Origin of the sequence: Phaeobacter sp. PT47_59 (assembly GCF_028890025.1) — a bacterium.
Lineage (GTDB): Bacteria > Pseudomonadota > Alphaproteobacteria > Rhodobacterales > Rhodobacteraceae > Phycobacter.
In genome coordinates this window covers 183,562-197,790 of sequence record NZ_JARCJL010000001.1, presented here as the reverse complement: position 1 = coordinate 197,790, position 14,229 = coordinate 183,562, and the positions used below count along the sequence as shown (strand labels likewise).

At 63.1% G+C, this 14,229-nt stretch carries 14 protein-coding genes and 1 tRNA gene; 4 read left to right on the top strand and 11 right to left on the bottom strand.

The genetic code is table 11. The annotated features are described in order from the left end of the window. The first annotated feature begins 120 nt into the window (after window positions 1-120). On the top strand, window positions 121-1,776 hold the full coding sequence (locus PXK01_RS00915) for an NAD(P)H-hydrate dehydratase (RefSeq protein WP_274858475.1): 1,656 nt from the start codon (window positions 121-123) through the stop codon (window positions 1,774-1,776). On the opposite strand, the gene PXK01_RS00910 is transcribed toward PXK01_RS00915, so the two are convergent. Beyond that, window positions 1,773-2,306 (bottom strand): Hint domain-containing protein, encoded by a 534-nt coding sequence (locus tag PXK01_RS00910; protein ID WP_274858474.1) that lies wholly within the window; start codon window positions 2,304-2,306, stop codon window positions 1,773-1,775. The genes PXK01_RS00915 and PXK01_RS00910 overlap by 4 nt on opposite strands. Window positions 2,307-2,530: 224 nt before the next feature. Here PXK01_RS00910 and PXK01_RS00905 point away from each other — a divergent pair. After that, window positions 2,531-2,615: transfer RNA gene (locus PXK01_RS00905), tRNA-Leu, on the top strand. 305 nt (window positions 2,616-2,920) lie between these two features. Further along, on the top strand, window positions 2,921-3,319 hold the full coding sequence (locus tag PXK01_RS00900) for a hypothetical protein (protein WP_274858473.1): 399 nt from the start codon (window positions 2,921-2,923) through the stop codon (window positions 3,317-3,319). A 12-nt stretch (window positions 3,320-3,331) separates the two neighbouring features. Here PXK01_RS00900 and gph read toward each other — a convergent pair whose 3' ends face one another. From gph to PXK01_RS00850, 10 genes are all read right to left on the bottom strand, one after another. Continuing rightward, window positions 3,332-3,997, bottom strand: coding sequence for a phosphoglycolate phosphatase (gene gph / locus PXK01_RS00895; protein WP_274858472.1), 666 nt, complete (start codon window positions 3,995-3,997; stop codon window positions 3,332-3,334). Further along, a complete protein-coding gene (locus tag PXK01_RS00890) occupies window positions 3,994-4,551 on the bottom strand; it encodes a thioredoxin family protein (protein WP_274858471.1) in 558 nt (185 codons plus the stop codon). The genes gph and PXK01_RS00890 overlap by 4 nt, the downstream gene beginning before the upstream one ends. A gap of 24 nt (window positions 4,552-4,575) precedes the next feature. After that, entirely contained in the window at window positions 4,576-5,271 is a 696-nt protein-coding gene (locus PXK01_RS00885) for an HAD family hydrolase (RefSeq protein ID WP_274858470.1), read from the bottom strand. Continuing rightward, a complete protein-coding gene (gene rpe, locus PXK01_RS00880; protein WP_274858469.1) occupies window positions 5,261-5,944 on the bottom strand; it encodes a ribulose-phosphate 3-epimerase in 684 nt (227 codons plus the stop codon). Before rpe ends, PXK01_RS00885 begins: the two co-directional genes overlap by 11 nt. 71 nt (window positions 5,945-6,015) lie before the next feature. Then, window positions 6,016-7,071, bottom strand: a complete 1,056-nt coding sequence (fba, locus tag PXK01_RS00875) for a class II fructose-bisphosphate aldolase (protein ID WP_274858468.1) — start codon at window positions 7,069-7,071, stop codon at window positions 6,016-6,018. Window positions 7,072-7,080: 9 nt separating this feature from the next. Next, the gene (locus PXK01_RS00870) at window positions 7,081-8,292 is read right to left on the bottom strand and encodes a phosphoglycerate kinase (RefSeq protein ID WP_274858467.1); all 1,212 of its coding nucleotides are present in this window, start codon (window positions 8,290-8,292) and stop codon (window positions 7,081-7,083) included. Then, a complete protein-coding gene (gene gap / locus PXK01_RS00865; protein ID WP_274858466.1) occupies window positions 8,292-9,293 on the bottom strand; it encodes a type I glyceraldehyde-3-phosphate dehydrogenase in 1,002 nt (333 codons plus the stop codon). The genes PXK01_RS00870 and gap overlap by 1 nt, the downstream gene beginning before the upstream one ends. Beyond that, complete coding sequence (gene tkt / locus PXK01_RS00860) at window positions 9,290-11,290, bottom strand: transketolase (protein WP_274858465.1); 2,001 nt, start codon at window positions 11,288-11,290, stop codon at window positions 9,290-9,292. The genes gap and tkt overlap by 4 nt, the downstream gene beginning before the upstream one ends. An 11-nt stretch (window positions 11,291-11,301) precedes the next feature. Beyond that, the gene (locus tag PXK01_RS00855) at window positions 11,302-12,174 is read right to left on the bottom strand and encodes a phosphoribulokinase (RefSeq protein WP_274846717.1); all 873 of its coding nucleotides are present in this window, start codon (window positions 12,172-12,174) and stop codon (window positions 11,302-11,304) included. Between the two features lie 24 nt (window positions 12,175-12,198). After that, window positions 12,199-13,200, bottom strand: a complete 1,002-nt coding sequence (locus PXK01_RS00850; RefSeq protein ID WP_274858464.1) for a class 1 fructose-bisphosphatase — start codon at window positions 13,198-13,200, stop codon at window positions 12,199-12,201. 91 nt (window positions 13,201-13,291) lie between these two features. On the opposite strand from PXK01_RS00850, the gene PXK01_RS00845 reads away from it, so the two are divergent. Next, complete coding sequence (locus PXK01_RS00845; RefSeq protein WP_274858463.1) at window positions 13,292-14,227, top strand: LysR family transcriptional regulator; 936 nt, start codon at window positions 13,292-13,294, stop codon at window positions 14,225-14,227. Window positions 14,228-14,229: the final 2 nt, after the last annotated feature.

Genomic DNA, 14,229 nt, shown 5'->3' with positions numbered 1-14,229 from the left:
CGTGGACAATGGATACTGCTCAACTTGCCGGGAAATCAGCCTGCAAAACGGGCAGGTGTGATTAAAAAACAGTCTATACGCACAAAAAGTAAGCGATTTTGAATCGCGGGAGCCTTTGGAATGACCGAATTGCTGACCGCCGCCCAGATGCGCGCCATCGAACAGGCTGCCATCGAGTCAGGCGAGGTGACCGGCCTGGAGCTGATGGAGCGGGCCGGGCAGGGCGTGGTTGAGGCCATTTTCGAGGAATGGCCCGAGCTGGACACAAGCGGCAAACGCGCCGTGGTCCTGTGCGGTCCCGGCAATAACGGCGGCGACGGGTTCGTTGTGGCGCGGCTGCTGAAGGTGCGCGGTTGGGAGGTGGAGGTGTTCCTCTACGGAGACCCGGCCAAACTGCCGCCGGATGCGCGGGTGAATTATGAGCGGTGGTTGGAGCTTGGGGTCGTCGCCCCCTATCATGACGAGGGCGAGGGTGCCTTCTGGCTTGATCCGTCCATCTACCGGCAAAACTCAATTATGGTCGATGCGTTTTTTGGGACCGGGCTGACACGACCGATGGAGTCTTTCAATGCATTTGGCTGGGTGACGCAGCTCTCGGAGTGGAAGTTGAGCGAGCAACACAGGGCGGGGGGGTACCCGTCGCCGCGTGTCGTGTCCGTGGATATCGCCAGTGGTGTTTGTGCCGATTCCGGTACTCGGTTATGTTCCAAGGCCCCGCCAAGGGATCTGGAGGAAATTGCCGCCGATCTCACGGTTTCTTTCCATCGCGCCAAGCTCGGTCATTTTCTAGAGCGCGGCCCGGAGCTGTGCGGCAAGGTTGTCGTGAAGGATATCGGTCTCAAGGGCAGTTCCCGTCCGCGGGTGGGGGCAAAACCCCCGCCCATGGGGGCGGTTGGGGGCTGCCCGGCGGTGCCGCCGGGCGATATCGTACAACTGGCCGCACCATTCTTCGTCGGTAAGCGATCCGGCCACAAATTCTCCCACGGTCACGCCCTGATCCTGACGGGCGGCGCTGGCAAGACCGGTGCCGCGCGGCTTTCAGCGCGGGGGGCGCTTCGGATTGGGGCGGGGTTGGTGACGCTCGGCGTGCCGCCAAGCGCCCAGCAGGAGGTTGCCTGTCAGATCACCGCGCTGATGCTGCAGCGGGTTGCAGATGCAGAAGCTCTGGCTGAGGTTCTGAAAGATACCCGCCTCAATGCCCTCTGCCTTGGCCCCGGAATGGGCCTAGATCGCGCACGGGATCTTGTGCCTGCGGCACTGGCGGCCAAACGCGCGACGGTGCTGGATGCCGATGCATTGTCGACCTTTGGCGATGCGCCCGAAGAGCTGTTTGCGATGCTGAATGAAACCTGCGTGCTCACGCCCCATGGCGGCGAATTTGCGCGGCTGTTCCCGGATATTGCGGATAAACTGAAGGCGCCTGCCACCAAAGGCCCCGCCTATTCCAAGGTGGATGCCACGCGAGAGGCTGCGGCGCGGGCGGGCTGCGTGGTGCTGTTCAAGGGGGCCGATACGGTGATCGCCGCGCGGGATGGGCGCTGTTCGGTGAACTCCGCCCATTATGAACGCGCGGCGCCCTGGTTGGCGACGGCGGGATCGGGGGATGTCTTGGCAGGCTTCATCACTGGCCTTTTGGCGCGGGGGTTCAGCCCGATGCAAGCGGCAGAAAGTGCCGCCTGGCTGCATGTGGACTGCGCATTGGAATTCGGCCCCGGATTGATCGCCGAGGACCTGCCGGAACAGATCCCCGCCGTCTTCCGCAAGCTTGGCCTTTAGGCTGCCGGGCGCAGGTCGGTGCTGGCGGCCTGCGAGGTTGCGACCTCCATACCGTCCGCATAGATCACATGGGGGCGAGCAAAGCTCAAGGTGCAAAGATCCAGCATCTGCAGGCCCTCATCCCGGATGAACTCCCCATCGATCAACTCGAAGGCGGGAACGGCGGCCTGGGGCTGGCCATACATCGCCTTGGCACGCCAATCGCGCAGCAGGATCTTCTGATTGAGCGGCAACAGCAGGTCGCTGTCGGGGCGGGTATTGCCCAGGGATCCGGCCATGAAGCGCACCGCATGCATCATGGCGCGGGACTGGCGGATACCCGACAGGGGAGAATACCCCTGCGTTCGGGTGATGAGGTGATCGCCCGCTTGCAGATTTTCGACGGCCGTCTCACCCTCACGGGTCTGGATTAGCGTGCCCTTGATCAAGGTGACCGAGGTCTGTGCCGTGGGGCTGCTGGTCCGCTCCCGGCGGCTTTGCATGATGCGCGCAAGAATTTGCTGCGCAGGCGGATTCGCTTGCGTTTTCATGTGAGTTACTCGCTCTGCCTCAGTGTGCTTTTTGTTTTTCACCATCTTAGGCGCATCCGGGCGCAGAGGTCTGCGGGTTTTTGCATGCGTGCTGCAAAGGCTTGAATTCGATGTGTCATTCTTGCCGCATTGGATAAGTTCCCTCGAGGTGCGATTTCCTCTCGCATCCGGTTGCGGGCTTTGCTATTGAGCGGCCCACACAAACCCTGCTGGGGCTGTGTCGTGCGGGTGTGGCGGAATTGGTAGACGCACCAGATTTAGGTTCTGGCGCCGCAAGGCGTGGGGGTTCAAGTCCCTTCACCCGCACCACTTTCTTTTCAGAAAAATACTGCGAATTGCGGGATGCACCACACGCGTCTCTGGATGACTTGCGCCGTCGGCACACGCATTGGTGGATCAACGCCTTCTTAACCGGGCGCCGGATACATAGAGCGAAATGCGAACAGTGGCTGGCAATGCCGTGCTGGAGAGCGCTTGTCAGGCAGGACTGTATTCAGGAGGGGAACCGCATGCAAAGGGAGCCAGACATTCCCAACCGTCGCAGGGCACGATCTCAGATCACGCCTGCGATCGAAGATGCAGGTCTGTTCAAGCACGCGTTGCAGGATGTCTCGGTGGAGCTGCTTCCCGTATTCGATCGCAACAGCCGCGGGGATCTTGTGGTCCGCGGCATCGCGCGGCCGGAGAAGGAGGTCGAGGTCATCTTTCCTGGGCGCCGCCTGCCGGAGGCCGCGGATCTCTATGAGCGGCTGAAGGATTTGGGCCAGGCACGGGGGCCGCGAGCCCGCTTCCAGCTCAATATCCGGGGGAACTGGCGCCTGCGCTTCCGCCCGGATTGGGAGGGCTGGGAAGTCAAAAGCTATCAACTCCTGGCGGCGCAGTGGGCCTATCTGGACGATGAGGGTGAACCGGTCAGTTTCGGCTTCCCGCCGGTCGTGTCACAGCAAATGCTTGAACAGCGGGCGCGCGCGGCGCAGGCGGTGCAGTCTGGGATAGTCCGGCGCGCAGGTTGAACCCATGCCGCGTCAGACGGCGGATACGCCGCTCTCTTGGCCTGCAATTGCGGTCAGTTTGGTGAAATCATCGAAAGTGACGCTGCTTGGCAGATCCTCGACTGGGGTCTTCCTGTAACCTTTGGTGAAGAGCGCGAAGGGTATCTTGGCGGCCTGGGCCGTGGCTGCATCCACTTCGCTGTCGCCGACGTAAAGCAGGGCATTGCCGCCGAGGGCCTGGAAGGCTGCATGCAAGGGGGCCGGGTCGGGTTTCTTCACCGGCAGGGTATCGCCGCCTACGACCACCTCGAAAAACCGTGACAGATCCAGCGCGTCGAGGATCTGGATGGATGGCGCGCGCAACTTGTTGGTGCAGACCCCCAGCTTGTATCCTTGATCCCGCAGCGTCTGAAGGCAGTTGGTCACGCCGGGGTAGGGCTGCGACAGATCCGCTGGATGCGCCATGTAGTGGACCAGCATCCGCGCCTGCATGGTGTCTTCTTCGGTCTCGGGAATGCCGCGCTCCTGCATGACCAAGCGGACCAGATTGGGAATGCCGTTGCCGATGAAGCTGGTGACGCGCTCCAGGGTGAGGGGGGTGTGGTCGAAATCCTGGAGCATCCGGTTGGCGGCGGCGTGAATGTCGGGGGCGCTGTCGATCAGCGTTCCGTCAAGGTCGAATACAATGGCCTGGCTCATGCGGGCTCCTTCCATTTGATCGAACACCCCATCGAGGGGATCTGGTCTTTCGGTCCCCGGCCGGTTTTGGAAATCTGGCGCATGGCCTCGAACAATTCGCGCGGGGCATCGGGTGGAGCCGGGTTGCGCCCTGAGGCATCCAGCCGCCCGCGGTATTGCAATTCTCCGGCGGAGTTGAAGCCGAAGAAATCCGGCGTGCAGGCGGCATTCCAGGCGCGGGCGACATTCTGGTCTTTGTCATGCAGATAGGGAAAGGAAAAGGCGCGGTCGCGGGCCAGGTCCACCATCTTGTCAAAACCGTCCTGCGGGTAGGCGGTGGCGTCGTTGGAACAGATCGCGGCCACCCCGATGCCCAGCTCTTGCAGGTCACAGGCATCGCGCTGGATCCGGTCCAGAACCGCGATCACATAGGGGCAGTGATTGCAGATGAACATCACGAGGCACCCCTTGGGGCCTGCGATTTCCGTCAGGCTGTAGGTCCGGCCATCGGTGGCGGGCAGGCGGAACTCCGGCGCGCGCCAGCCGAAATCGCAGATAGGAGGGGAAACGGCCATGACAGGCTCCTTTCGTTACGCGGTTTAGGGCCGGGGCCAGAGGCGGGTCAGGGTGGCGATACCGCCAAGCGCGGTGACACCCTTGATCACAGAGCGGGCGCCGGTGAAATCGTCGTCCTCGGTGTAGATCGAGGGCGTCACGACCGTAGCGACCCCGGCAGCTTCTGCGCTGCGCAGCCCGTTGCTGCTGTCCTCGAAGGCGAGGGCGTTTTCTGGGGGCAGATCAAGGCGGTGCAAGGCCAGGTTATAGACGTCTGGCGCGGGTTTCTTGGCCGAGACCTCGTCGCCGCAGGCAATGACCGGGAAAACACTCTCGGCAGGTGCTCCGAAACAGGCAGCGCAAAGCGCATCCACATTGGGGCGGCTGGTCGTTGTCGCGATGGCCACGCTCAGCCCGGCGGCCTTGGCCTGAGCGATCAAGTCTGCAATGCCGGGGCGTAGCTCCAGCCCGCGGTCGCCCATCAGGCGCAGATAGCGATCGGATTTTGCCTTGTGTAGGGCGGCAATGTCGATGGCATCCTGTGGCAGCCCGATCTCAGCCATGTAGCGGGCGATACGTTCCTTGCCGCCGGTGGTCTGGAGCAGGTGGCGGTAGGCATCCCGGCTCCAGTACCAATCAAGGCCTTCCACGGCGAATGTCTCGTTGAAGGCGCGCCGGTGCAGCTCTTCCGTCTCGGCCAGCGTGCCATCCACATCGAATATCAGCGCCTCAAGCGGCATTTGCCGCCTCGCGGATGGCGCGGATATTGGTGCCGTAGACCGACCGATTGTCGACCGAGCCGCCCTTGAAGACAGCCGAGCCCGCCACCAGCACATCGGCACCAGCGGCGCGCACCTTGGGGGCGGTTGTGGGATCGACGCCGCCGTCGATCTCGATATGCACGGGGCGGTCGCCGATCATCTGGCGCAGGGCGGCGATCTTGCCGGTCATGTCGATGAACTTCTGCCCGCCGAAGCCGGGGTTCACCGTCATCACGCAGATCAGATCGGTGAGGTCCAGAAGATGCGCCACCGCCTCGGCCGGGGTGCCGGGATTGAGCGCCACACCCGCCTTCATGCCCGCGCCGCGAATGGCCTGCAGGGTGCGGTGGATATGCGGGCCAGCCTCGATATGGGCGGTCAGCACATCGGCGCCCGCATCGGCATAGGCCTCGATGTAGGGATCGACCGGCGCGATCATCAGGTGCACGTCCATCACGGTTTTTACATGTGGGCGGAACGCCTTCACCGCCATCGGCCCGAAGGTGAGGTTGGGGACGAAGTGACCGTCCATCACGTCCACATGCACCCAGTCGGCGCCTTCGGCCTCGATGGCCCGGATTTCCTGGCCGAAGTTGGCGAAATCGGCAGAGAGGATGGAGGGCGCGATCTTCACGCTGCGGTCAAAGGACATCGGGGGCCTCGTCATGTGGGGGAGGGGCGGGGGGCGCGAAACGCCCCCGCTATTTGCTTGGAAAAGGGTGATCAGACCGCCAGCGCGCCGCTGCTGTAGCGTTTCGCCATTTCATCCAGATCAATCGGGGTGATCCTGGAGGCATTGCCAGCGGTGCCGAAACGCTCGAACCGGTCAAGGCAGAGTTTTTCCATCTCTTCCATCGCGGGGATGGTGAACTTGCGCGGGTCGAACTCGGTCGGTTTTTCCTGTGCGACTTTGCGGAACTGGCCGGTAATGGCCATGCGGTTGTCGGTGTCGATATTGACCTTGCGCACGCCCGATTTGATGCCGCGCTCGATCTCTTCGACCGGCACGCCATAGGTCTGGGGCATCTCGCCACCGTATTCGTTGATCAGGTCTTGCAGGTACTGCGGCACCGAGGAGGAGCCGTGCATCACCAGATGGACATTGGGGATCTTGGCGTGGATTGCCTCGATCTGGCTGATCGCCAGGATGTCGCCAGTGGGCTTGCGGCTGAACTTATAGGCGCCGTGGCTGGTGCCGCAGGCGATGGCAAGCGCATCGACCTGGGTTTTCGCCACGAAATCCTTGGCCTGATCCGGATCGGTCAGAAGCTGCTCCTGCGTGAGCTTGCCCACGGCGCCCGATCCATCCTCTTCGCCTGCCTCGCCGGTTTCCAGAGAGCCGAGTACGCCGAGTTCGCCCTCGACCGAGGCACCAACCCAATGGGCCATGCGGGAAACCCGCTCGGTGATCTCGACATTGTATTCATAGGACGCGGGCGTTTTCATGTCGGCTTCAAGCGAGCCGTCCATCATCACGCTGGTAAACCCGTGGCGGATCGCCGACAGGCAGGTCTGTTCGTTGTTGCCATGGTCCTGATGCATGCAGATCGGAATATGGGGATACATTTCCACCAGCGCCTGGATCAGGTGCCGCAGCATGATGTCGCCCGCATAGGAGCGCGCGCCCCGGCTGGCCTGAAGGATCACAGGGCTGTCGCATTTCGCGGCGGCCTTCAGGATCGCCAGACCCTGCTCCATGTTGTTGATGTTGAAGGCCGGTACGCCATAGCCGTGTTCGGCGGCGTGATCCAGCAGTTGACGAAGAGTGATAAGTGCCATGAAAACCTCTTAGGCCGCTTTTGCCGCGCCTTGCAGCGCCGCAATGCCGGGGAGCGTCTTACCCTCCAGCCATTCCAGGAAAGCCCCCCCGGCGGAGGAGACATATGTGAAATCGCCAGATACACCGGCCATGTTGAGGGCCGCAACCGTATCGCCGCCCCCTGCGACAGAAACCGCCAGGCCCTGCCGGGTCAGATCGGCGGCTGTCTCAGCCAGGTGCCTGGTCGCGAGGTCAAAGGGGGAGAGTTCAAAGGCCCCCAGCGGCCCGTTCCACAGGATCGTCTTACAGGAGGTCAGTACCGACTGGAACCGTTTCAGCGCGCGCGGCCCTGCATCCAGGATCATGGCCTCCTTTGGGCAGGCAGCGGCGGGGGTGATGTCATGGGCTGCACCGGCGGCAAAATCATAGGCGGCGACCACATCTTCGGGCAGGTGCAGGCTACAGCCTGCGGCCTGCGCCAGCGCGCGGATTTCCCGCACCGTTTCGATCTGGTCGGCCTCGTGCAGCGAGCGGCCCATCGGCGCGCCATCGGCATAGAGAAAGGTATTGGCCATGCCGCCGCCGATAATGATGTGATCTACTTTCTGCACCAGGTTCTTCAGTACCGCGATCTTGCTGGAAACCTTGGCGCCGCCCACCACCGCCACCGCCGGGCGTTTGGGGCATTCCAGAGCGGCCGACAGCGCCTCGATCTCCTCAACCATCAAGGGGCCGGCCACGGCGGGCAGCAGGTGCGCCAAGGCTTCGGTCGAGGCATGGGCACGATGCGCGCAGGAAAACGCATCGTTCATGCAGATATCGCCAAGCTTTGCCAGTTGTGCGGCGAAGGCGAGGTCATTGGCGGTCTCCCCTGCCGATAGGCGCAGGTTTTCACAGAGCATGACCGTGCCATCGCTCAGACCCCGGCTGCGGGCGACGGCTTCTTCCCCGATCAGCTCCGGGCAAAACCGCACTGGACGCCCCAAGGCAGCGGCAAGGGATGGGATGAGCGGTTCAACGGAATACTCCCCGGCATCCGTGCCCGGTTCGGGGCGGCCGAAATGGGTCAGGATCACCAACCGCGCGCCTGCGGCCAGCAGGGGCTTCATTCCATCGGCAAAGCGGCGGATCCGGGTGTCGTCGCTGACCGTGCCGTTCTCTTTCATCGGCACGTTGAGGTCGGCGCGCACCAGGATGCGGCGGCCCTTGACGGAGGCAAGATCAATCTGCGGCAGGTCCATCACTGAAGTCTCCCCATGGCATTGGCCGTATCCGCCATGCGGCAGGAAAAGCCCCATTCGTTGTCATACCAGGCCATCACCCGCACCAGCCGCGCGCCCATCACCTTGGTCTGGTCGGCGGCGAAATTGCAGGAATGGCTGTCGTGGTTGTAATCGATGGAGACCTTGGGTTCGGTCTCATAGCTGATGATCTGTTGCATGTGGCCTTGCGCGGCCTCGGCCATGATCGCGTTCACATCATTCTCCGTCACATCGCGGGCGGCCATGAAGGTCAGATCCACGGCTGATACATTCGGGGTCGGCACCCGGATCGCGGATCCATCCAGACGACCCGAGAGTTCCGGCAGGACCTCTCCGATCGCCTTGGCTGCTCCGGTGGAGGTGGGGATCATCGACAGGGCGGCGGCGCGGGCGCGGTAGAGGTCCTTGTGGCGGCGGTCCAGGGTGGGCTGATCGCCGGTGTAGGAATGCACCGTGGTGACGATGCCACTGTCGATGCCGATGGCGTCATTCAGCACCTTGGCCAGCGGCGCGAGGCAATTGGTGGTGCAGGAGCCGTTGGAGACCACCAGCTCATCGCTGCGCAGATCGCGGTGGTTGACCCCATAAACCACGGTACGGTCGGCGTTCTTGGCGGGGGCCGAGATCAGCACCTTGCGCGCGCCCTGGCGCAGGTGGACCGAGGATTGTTCCTTGGAATTGAACACGCCGGAACACTCCAGCACCACATCCACGCCCTCCCAGTCCAGTTCCTCGGGGTTGTAGGTGGAGAAGACCTTGATCGGCCCGCGGCCCAGATCGAGCGTATCGTCGTTGACCGCAACGGCGTGCGGGAACCGCCCGTGCACGCTGTCATAGCGCAGAAGATGCGCGGTGGTTTCAATCGGGCCGGTGGCGTTGATCTTCACCACCTCGATGTCGTTGCGCCCACTTTCGATGATATGGGCCAGAGTGCAGCGTCCGATGCGTCCAAAGCCGTTGATGGCGACTTTCGTGGTCATGCCTTCGTCCTCTTCTCGAAATGGCGGCGGGCTGTGGCGGCGATGGCCTCGGCCGTGATGTTGAAATGACGGTAAAGCTCCTCGGCGGGGGCGGAGGCGCCAAAAGTGCTCATCCCGATGAAGCCGTCGCCGCGTTCCAGGAACAGCTCCCAGCCCTGGCGTATGGCGGCCTCGACACCGATGCGGGGGGCGCTGCCGCGCACGGCGGCGCGGTAGTCCGGGGACTGACCCGCGAAGGCCTCGAAACAGGGGGCAGAGACCACGGCAGCCCGGATCCCGTCCTGTGCCAGAATGTCGGCGGCCTCCATGGCGATTTCGACTTCCGATCCGGTGGCGATCAGGGTCACGTCGCGCACCGCGCTGCCGCGCAGAACATAGGCGCCCTTTGCGGTCAGGTTTTCGGCGCTGTGGGTGCGGCGCAGGGTCGGCAGGCCCTGGCGTGACAGGCACAGGACCGTGGGGGTGGTGGCCGAAGTGGCCGCCATTTCCCAGGCTTCCGCCGTTTCCACCGCATCGGCGGGGCGGATCACGTTCATGTTCGGCATCGCGCGCAGCGAGGCGATGGTTTCCACCGGTTGATGTGTCGGGCCATCCTCGCCAAGGCCGATGGAATCATGGGTCATCACATAGGTGACCGGAACCCCCATCAGGGCCGAGAGGCGCATGGCGGGACGGCAGTAATCGGCGAATGCCAGGAAGGTGCCGCCATAGGTTCTGAAGCCACCGTGAAGCGCGATGCCGTTCATGGCGGCGGCCATGGCATGTTCGCGGATGCCGTAATGGATGTAATTTCCGCTGAAGTCCTGCGCGGTGACGGGCCGCATGGCGCTGCTGCGGGTGTTGTTGGATCCTGTCAGATCCGCCGAGCCGCCGACGCTGTTGGGCAGGGTGGCATTCACCACCTCCAACGCCATCTCGGATGCCTTGCGGGTCGCGACCTTTGGCGCATCGGCGCTGAGGCGGGCCTTGTAGGCGCTGATGGCTTCGCGCAGGGCTTCGGCATCCGGCGGGGCCATGGAGGTGTCAAACTCACACGCTTTCACTGACGCACTCTTGCGGGCCTCCCAATCCTTGCGCGCTTTCTCGCCACGCTTTGCCACCTCGCGCCAGGCCTGGCTGACGGTATCCGGGACAACAAAGGGCGCATGCGGCCAGTCGATTGCTGCCCGGGTGGCGGCGATCTCCTCCGCGCCCAAGGGCGCACCATGCACCTTGTGGCTGCCACCCATATTGGGGGCGCCCTTGCCGATCACCGTGCGGCAGGCAATCATCGAGGGGCGCTCATCAGCGCGGGCGGCGGCGATTGCGGCGGCGATGGCCTCGGGCGCGTGTCCGTCCACGGCCTGCACATGCCAGCCTGCGGCCTCGAACCGTTTCTTCTGATCCGTCGAGGTGGACAGATCCGTCGGCCCGTCGATGGTGATGCGGTTGTCATCCCACAGGACGATCAGCCGACCAAGGCCCAGGTGACCGGCCAGATCGATGGCCTCGTGGCTGATGCCCTCCATCAGGCAGCCATCCCCGGCCAGCACATAGGTGTAGTGGTCAACCAGATCGTCACCGAACCGCGCCTGCATCATGCGTTCGGCCATGGCCATGCCAACGGCGGTGGAAATCCCCTGACCAAGCGGGCCGGTGGTGGTCTCGATCCCGGCTGCATGGCCGTATTCGGGGTGTCCCGCCGTGCGCGCGCCCATCTGGCGGAAATTGCGCAGCTGGTCGGCGTCCATGTCCGCATAACCCAGAAGGTGATGGATCGCATAGACCAGCATGGATCCATGGCCTGCGCTCATCACGAAACGGTCGCGGTCGGGCCAGTCGGGGCGGCTGGGGTCGATCTTGATAAACCGGTTGAACAGCACGGTCGCCACATCCGCCAGTCCCATGGGGGCGCCGGGATGGCCCGAATTGGCCGCTTGCACCGCATCCATGGTGAGCGCGCGAATGGCATTGGCCATCAGGGTTTCGGTCGTCACGACAGGGGTTTGAATGGTCATGGCAGGTCTCCTCAGGCCCGTTTTGCGTCATGGACCAGCCGGTTCACCATGGGGGTGAAGATCAGCTGCATGGCGAGGTCCATCTTGCCGCCCGGAATGACCAGGCTGTTGGCGCGGGTCATCCAGCTGTCGTGGATCATCGACATCAGGTAGGGAAAATCGATGCCGCGCGGGTTCTTGAAGCGGATCACCACCAGGCTTTCGTCCGGGGTGGGGATCCAGCGCGCGATGAAGGGGTTCGACGTATCCACCACCGGCACGCGCTGGAAATTGATATCGGTTTCGGAAAACTGCGGGCAGATGCAATGCACATAGTCCTGCATCCGCCGCAGGATGGTTTCGGTCACGGCCTCGGTCGAATAGCCGCGCGATTCCCGGTCGCGGTGGATCTTCTGGATCCATTCGAGGTTGATCACCGGCACCACCCCGATCTTGAGGTCCGCCAGGGCGGCGAGGTTCACCTCGTCATTCACCACCGAGCCGTGCAGGCCTTCATAGAACAACAGGTCGGACCCGTCCGCGAAGGGCGCCCAGGCGGTGAATTCCCCCGGCGGCACCCCGGTTTTCTCGGCTTCCTCGGCGTCATGCACATAGGTGCGGGTGCGACCCTTGCCGGTCTCGGCATATTCGCGAAAGACTCGCTCCAACTCTCCCAGCTCGTTGGCGTCATAGGAGAAATGCGAGAACGTGTGATCGCCTGCCGCCTGCCGCCGCTCCAGCTCGGCGCGCATATCGGCGCGGTTGTAGCGATGAAAGGCGTCGCCCTCGATCGAGACCGATTGGATGCCTTCGCGGCGAAAGATCTGGTCGAAGGTCTTTTTCACGGTCGAGGTGCCAGCCCCGGAGGATCCCGTGACACTGATGATCGGGTGTTTGATGCTCATGTCGATGTCCTGAAGGTGTTGGGATCAGGCGCGGAACAATCCGCGCGTTCCAAATAGCGCCGAGGTCTCTTCTTCCGGCAGATCGTGGTAGGTGGCGACCCGCGCCACCTTGTTGGCCGAGCCGAAGACAAAGGGCGTGCGCATGTGCAGAGTGTGCGGCACCGCATCCAGGATCGGCTCTTGGCCGTCGGTGGCACGTCCGCCCGCCTGTACGATCAGCATGGCGATGGGGGCGCATTCGTAGACATAGCGAAGGCGGCCCTGGCCGTAGCCCTGCCGGTCGTCGGCGGGATACAGGAAGATACCCCCACGGGTCAGGATGCGATGGGTTTCCGCCACCAGCGATGCGATCCAGCGCATATTGAAATCGCTGCCCGCAGGCCCTTCGCTGCCGGCAACGCGATCGTCGATATAGGCGCGGATCGCCGTGCCCCAGTGGCGGTAGTTGGAGGTGTTGATGGCGTATTCCTTTGAATCCGGCGCGATCCGTCCCAGCTTTCCAATCAGGCGGAACTGTCCGACCTCCGGGTCCAGAACGTATTTCAACACGCCGTCACCCAATGTCACGATCAGCGCGCATTGCGGCCCGTAGATCGCATAGCCCGCCGCCAGCAGATCGCGGCCCGGACGCAGGAAGGAGGCCTCGGGCGTGTCCGCCGCCGGGTAGATCCCGAAAATCGTCCCGATCGAAACATTGGTGTCGATATTGGAGGAGCCATCCAGCGGGTCGATCGCGATGGCGAACTGGCCTTCGGGGTTCATGGTGACCACGCTGTCCTGCTCTTCGGAGGCATAGTGGCGGGTAGTGCCCTGGGCGAGCGCCTCCATGAAGGCCTCGTCCGCGATCACATCCAGCGCCTTTTGCGCATCGCCGTCGGTATTGGTGCCAGCCGCGCCGCCGAGGTTTTCGTCGATGCCTCCGCGTGCAATACGCCGCGCCAGGGATGCGGCCACACCGGCCAGCCGGTCGAGCTCCGCAACCAGCGCAGGATCACTGTCTTTTGGGACCTGATCTAGAATTCTCATGCTGTCCTCCTCCCTCACGACGGAAAACTTGCAAAAAAATGAATTTTTAAGGAATTTAAAAAATGTGAACTTGGATTAGAAGGTTTCGAATATGCGAGTTGATGCCATCACGCTCAAGCAGTTGCGTGCGCTTCTGGCGGTCGCGGAAACCGGCAGCCTGACGGGGGCAGCGGATCTTCTGCATCAGACGCCGCCGACAATTCACAGCCAAATCAAGAACCTGGAAGGCGCAGTTGGAGAGGCTCTGCTGGAACGTGCGAAGGATGGCACCGGGTTTCACCCGACCACCGCCGGGCAGGAGATGCTGGCTGCTGCCCATCGGATCGAAGCGAATTTGTCGCATGCAGAGCGCCAGATCCTGGCCCTGGCAGAGGGGCGGCGGGGCCATGTGGTGTTGGGAACGGTCTCTACCGCGAAGTATTTCGTGCCCCGATTGGTGCGGCTGCTGCAGGATCGGATTCCGGATGTGGAGATATCTTTGCGGGTGGCCAACCGGTCCGAGGTGATCCAGGCGCTTGGCCGCGGAGAATACGACCTCGCGATCATGGGGCGTCCGCCACGCAGCGTCATTCATCGGGCGATTCCCTTGGGGCCGCATCCGCATGGGATTGTCCTGCCGCCGGATCATCCGCTGGCGCAGGAGGATGGCTATGCGCCGCACAGGCTGATGCAGGAGACCTTTCTCAGCCGCGAGGAAGGCTCGGGTACCCGGATCCTGATGGAACGGTTCATCGAACGGTTGGGAGAGGGGCAAAGCCCGAAGAAGGTGGAGATGCCTTCCAACGAGACCATCAAGCAGGCGGTTCTGGCCGGATTGGGGATTGCCTTCCTGTCGCTGCACACGGTGCATGACGAGTTGGAAGCGGGGCGCCTGGCGCTGCTGCGGGGGCGGGATCTGCCGGTGATGCGCCATTGGTATCTGATCACCGGCGCCGCCGATGGTGAAGAAGTGCCTCCGGCAACCCAGCTTTGCGCCAGGGAAATAGATGCCTTGTCAGGCGCTTATCTTCCTCAGTTCAAGACATAGTC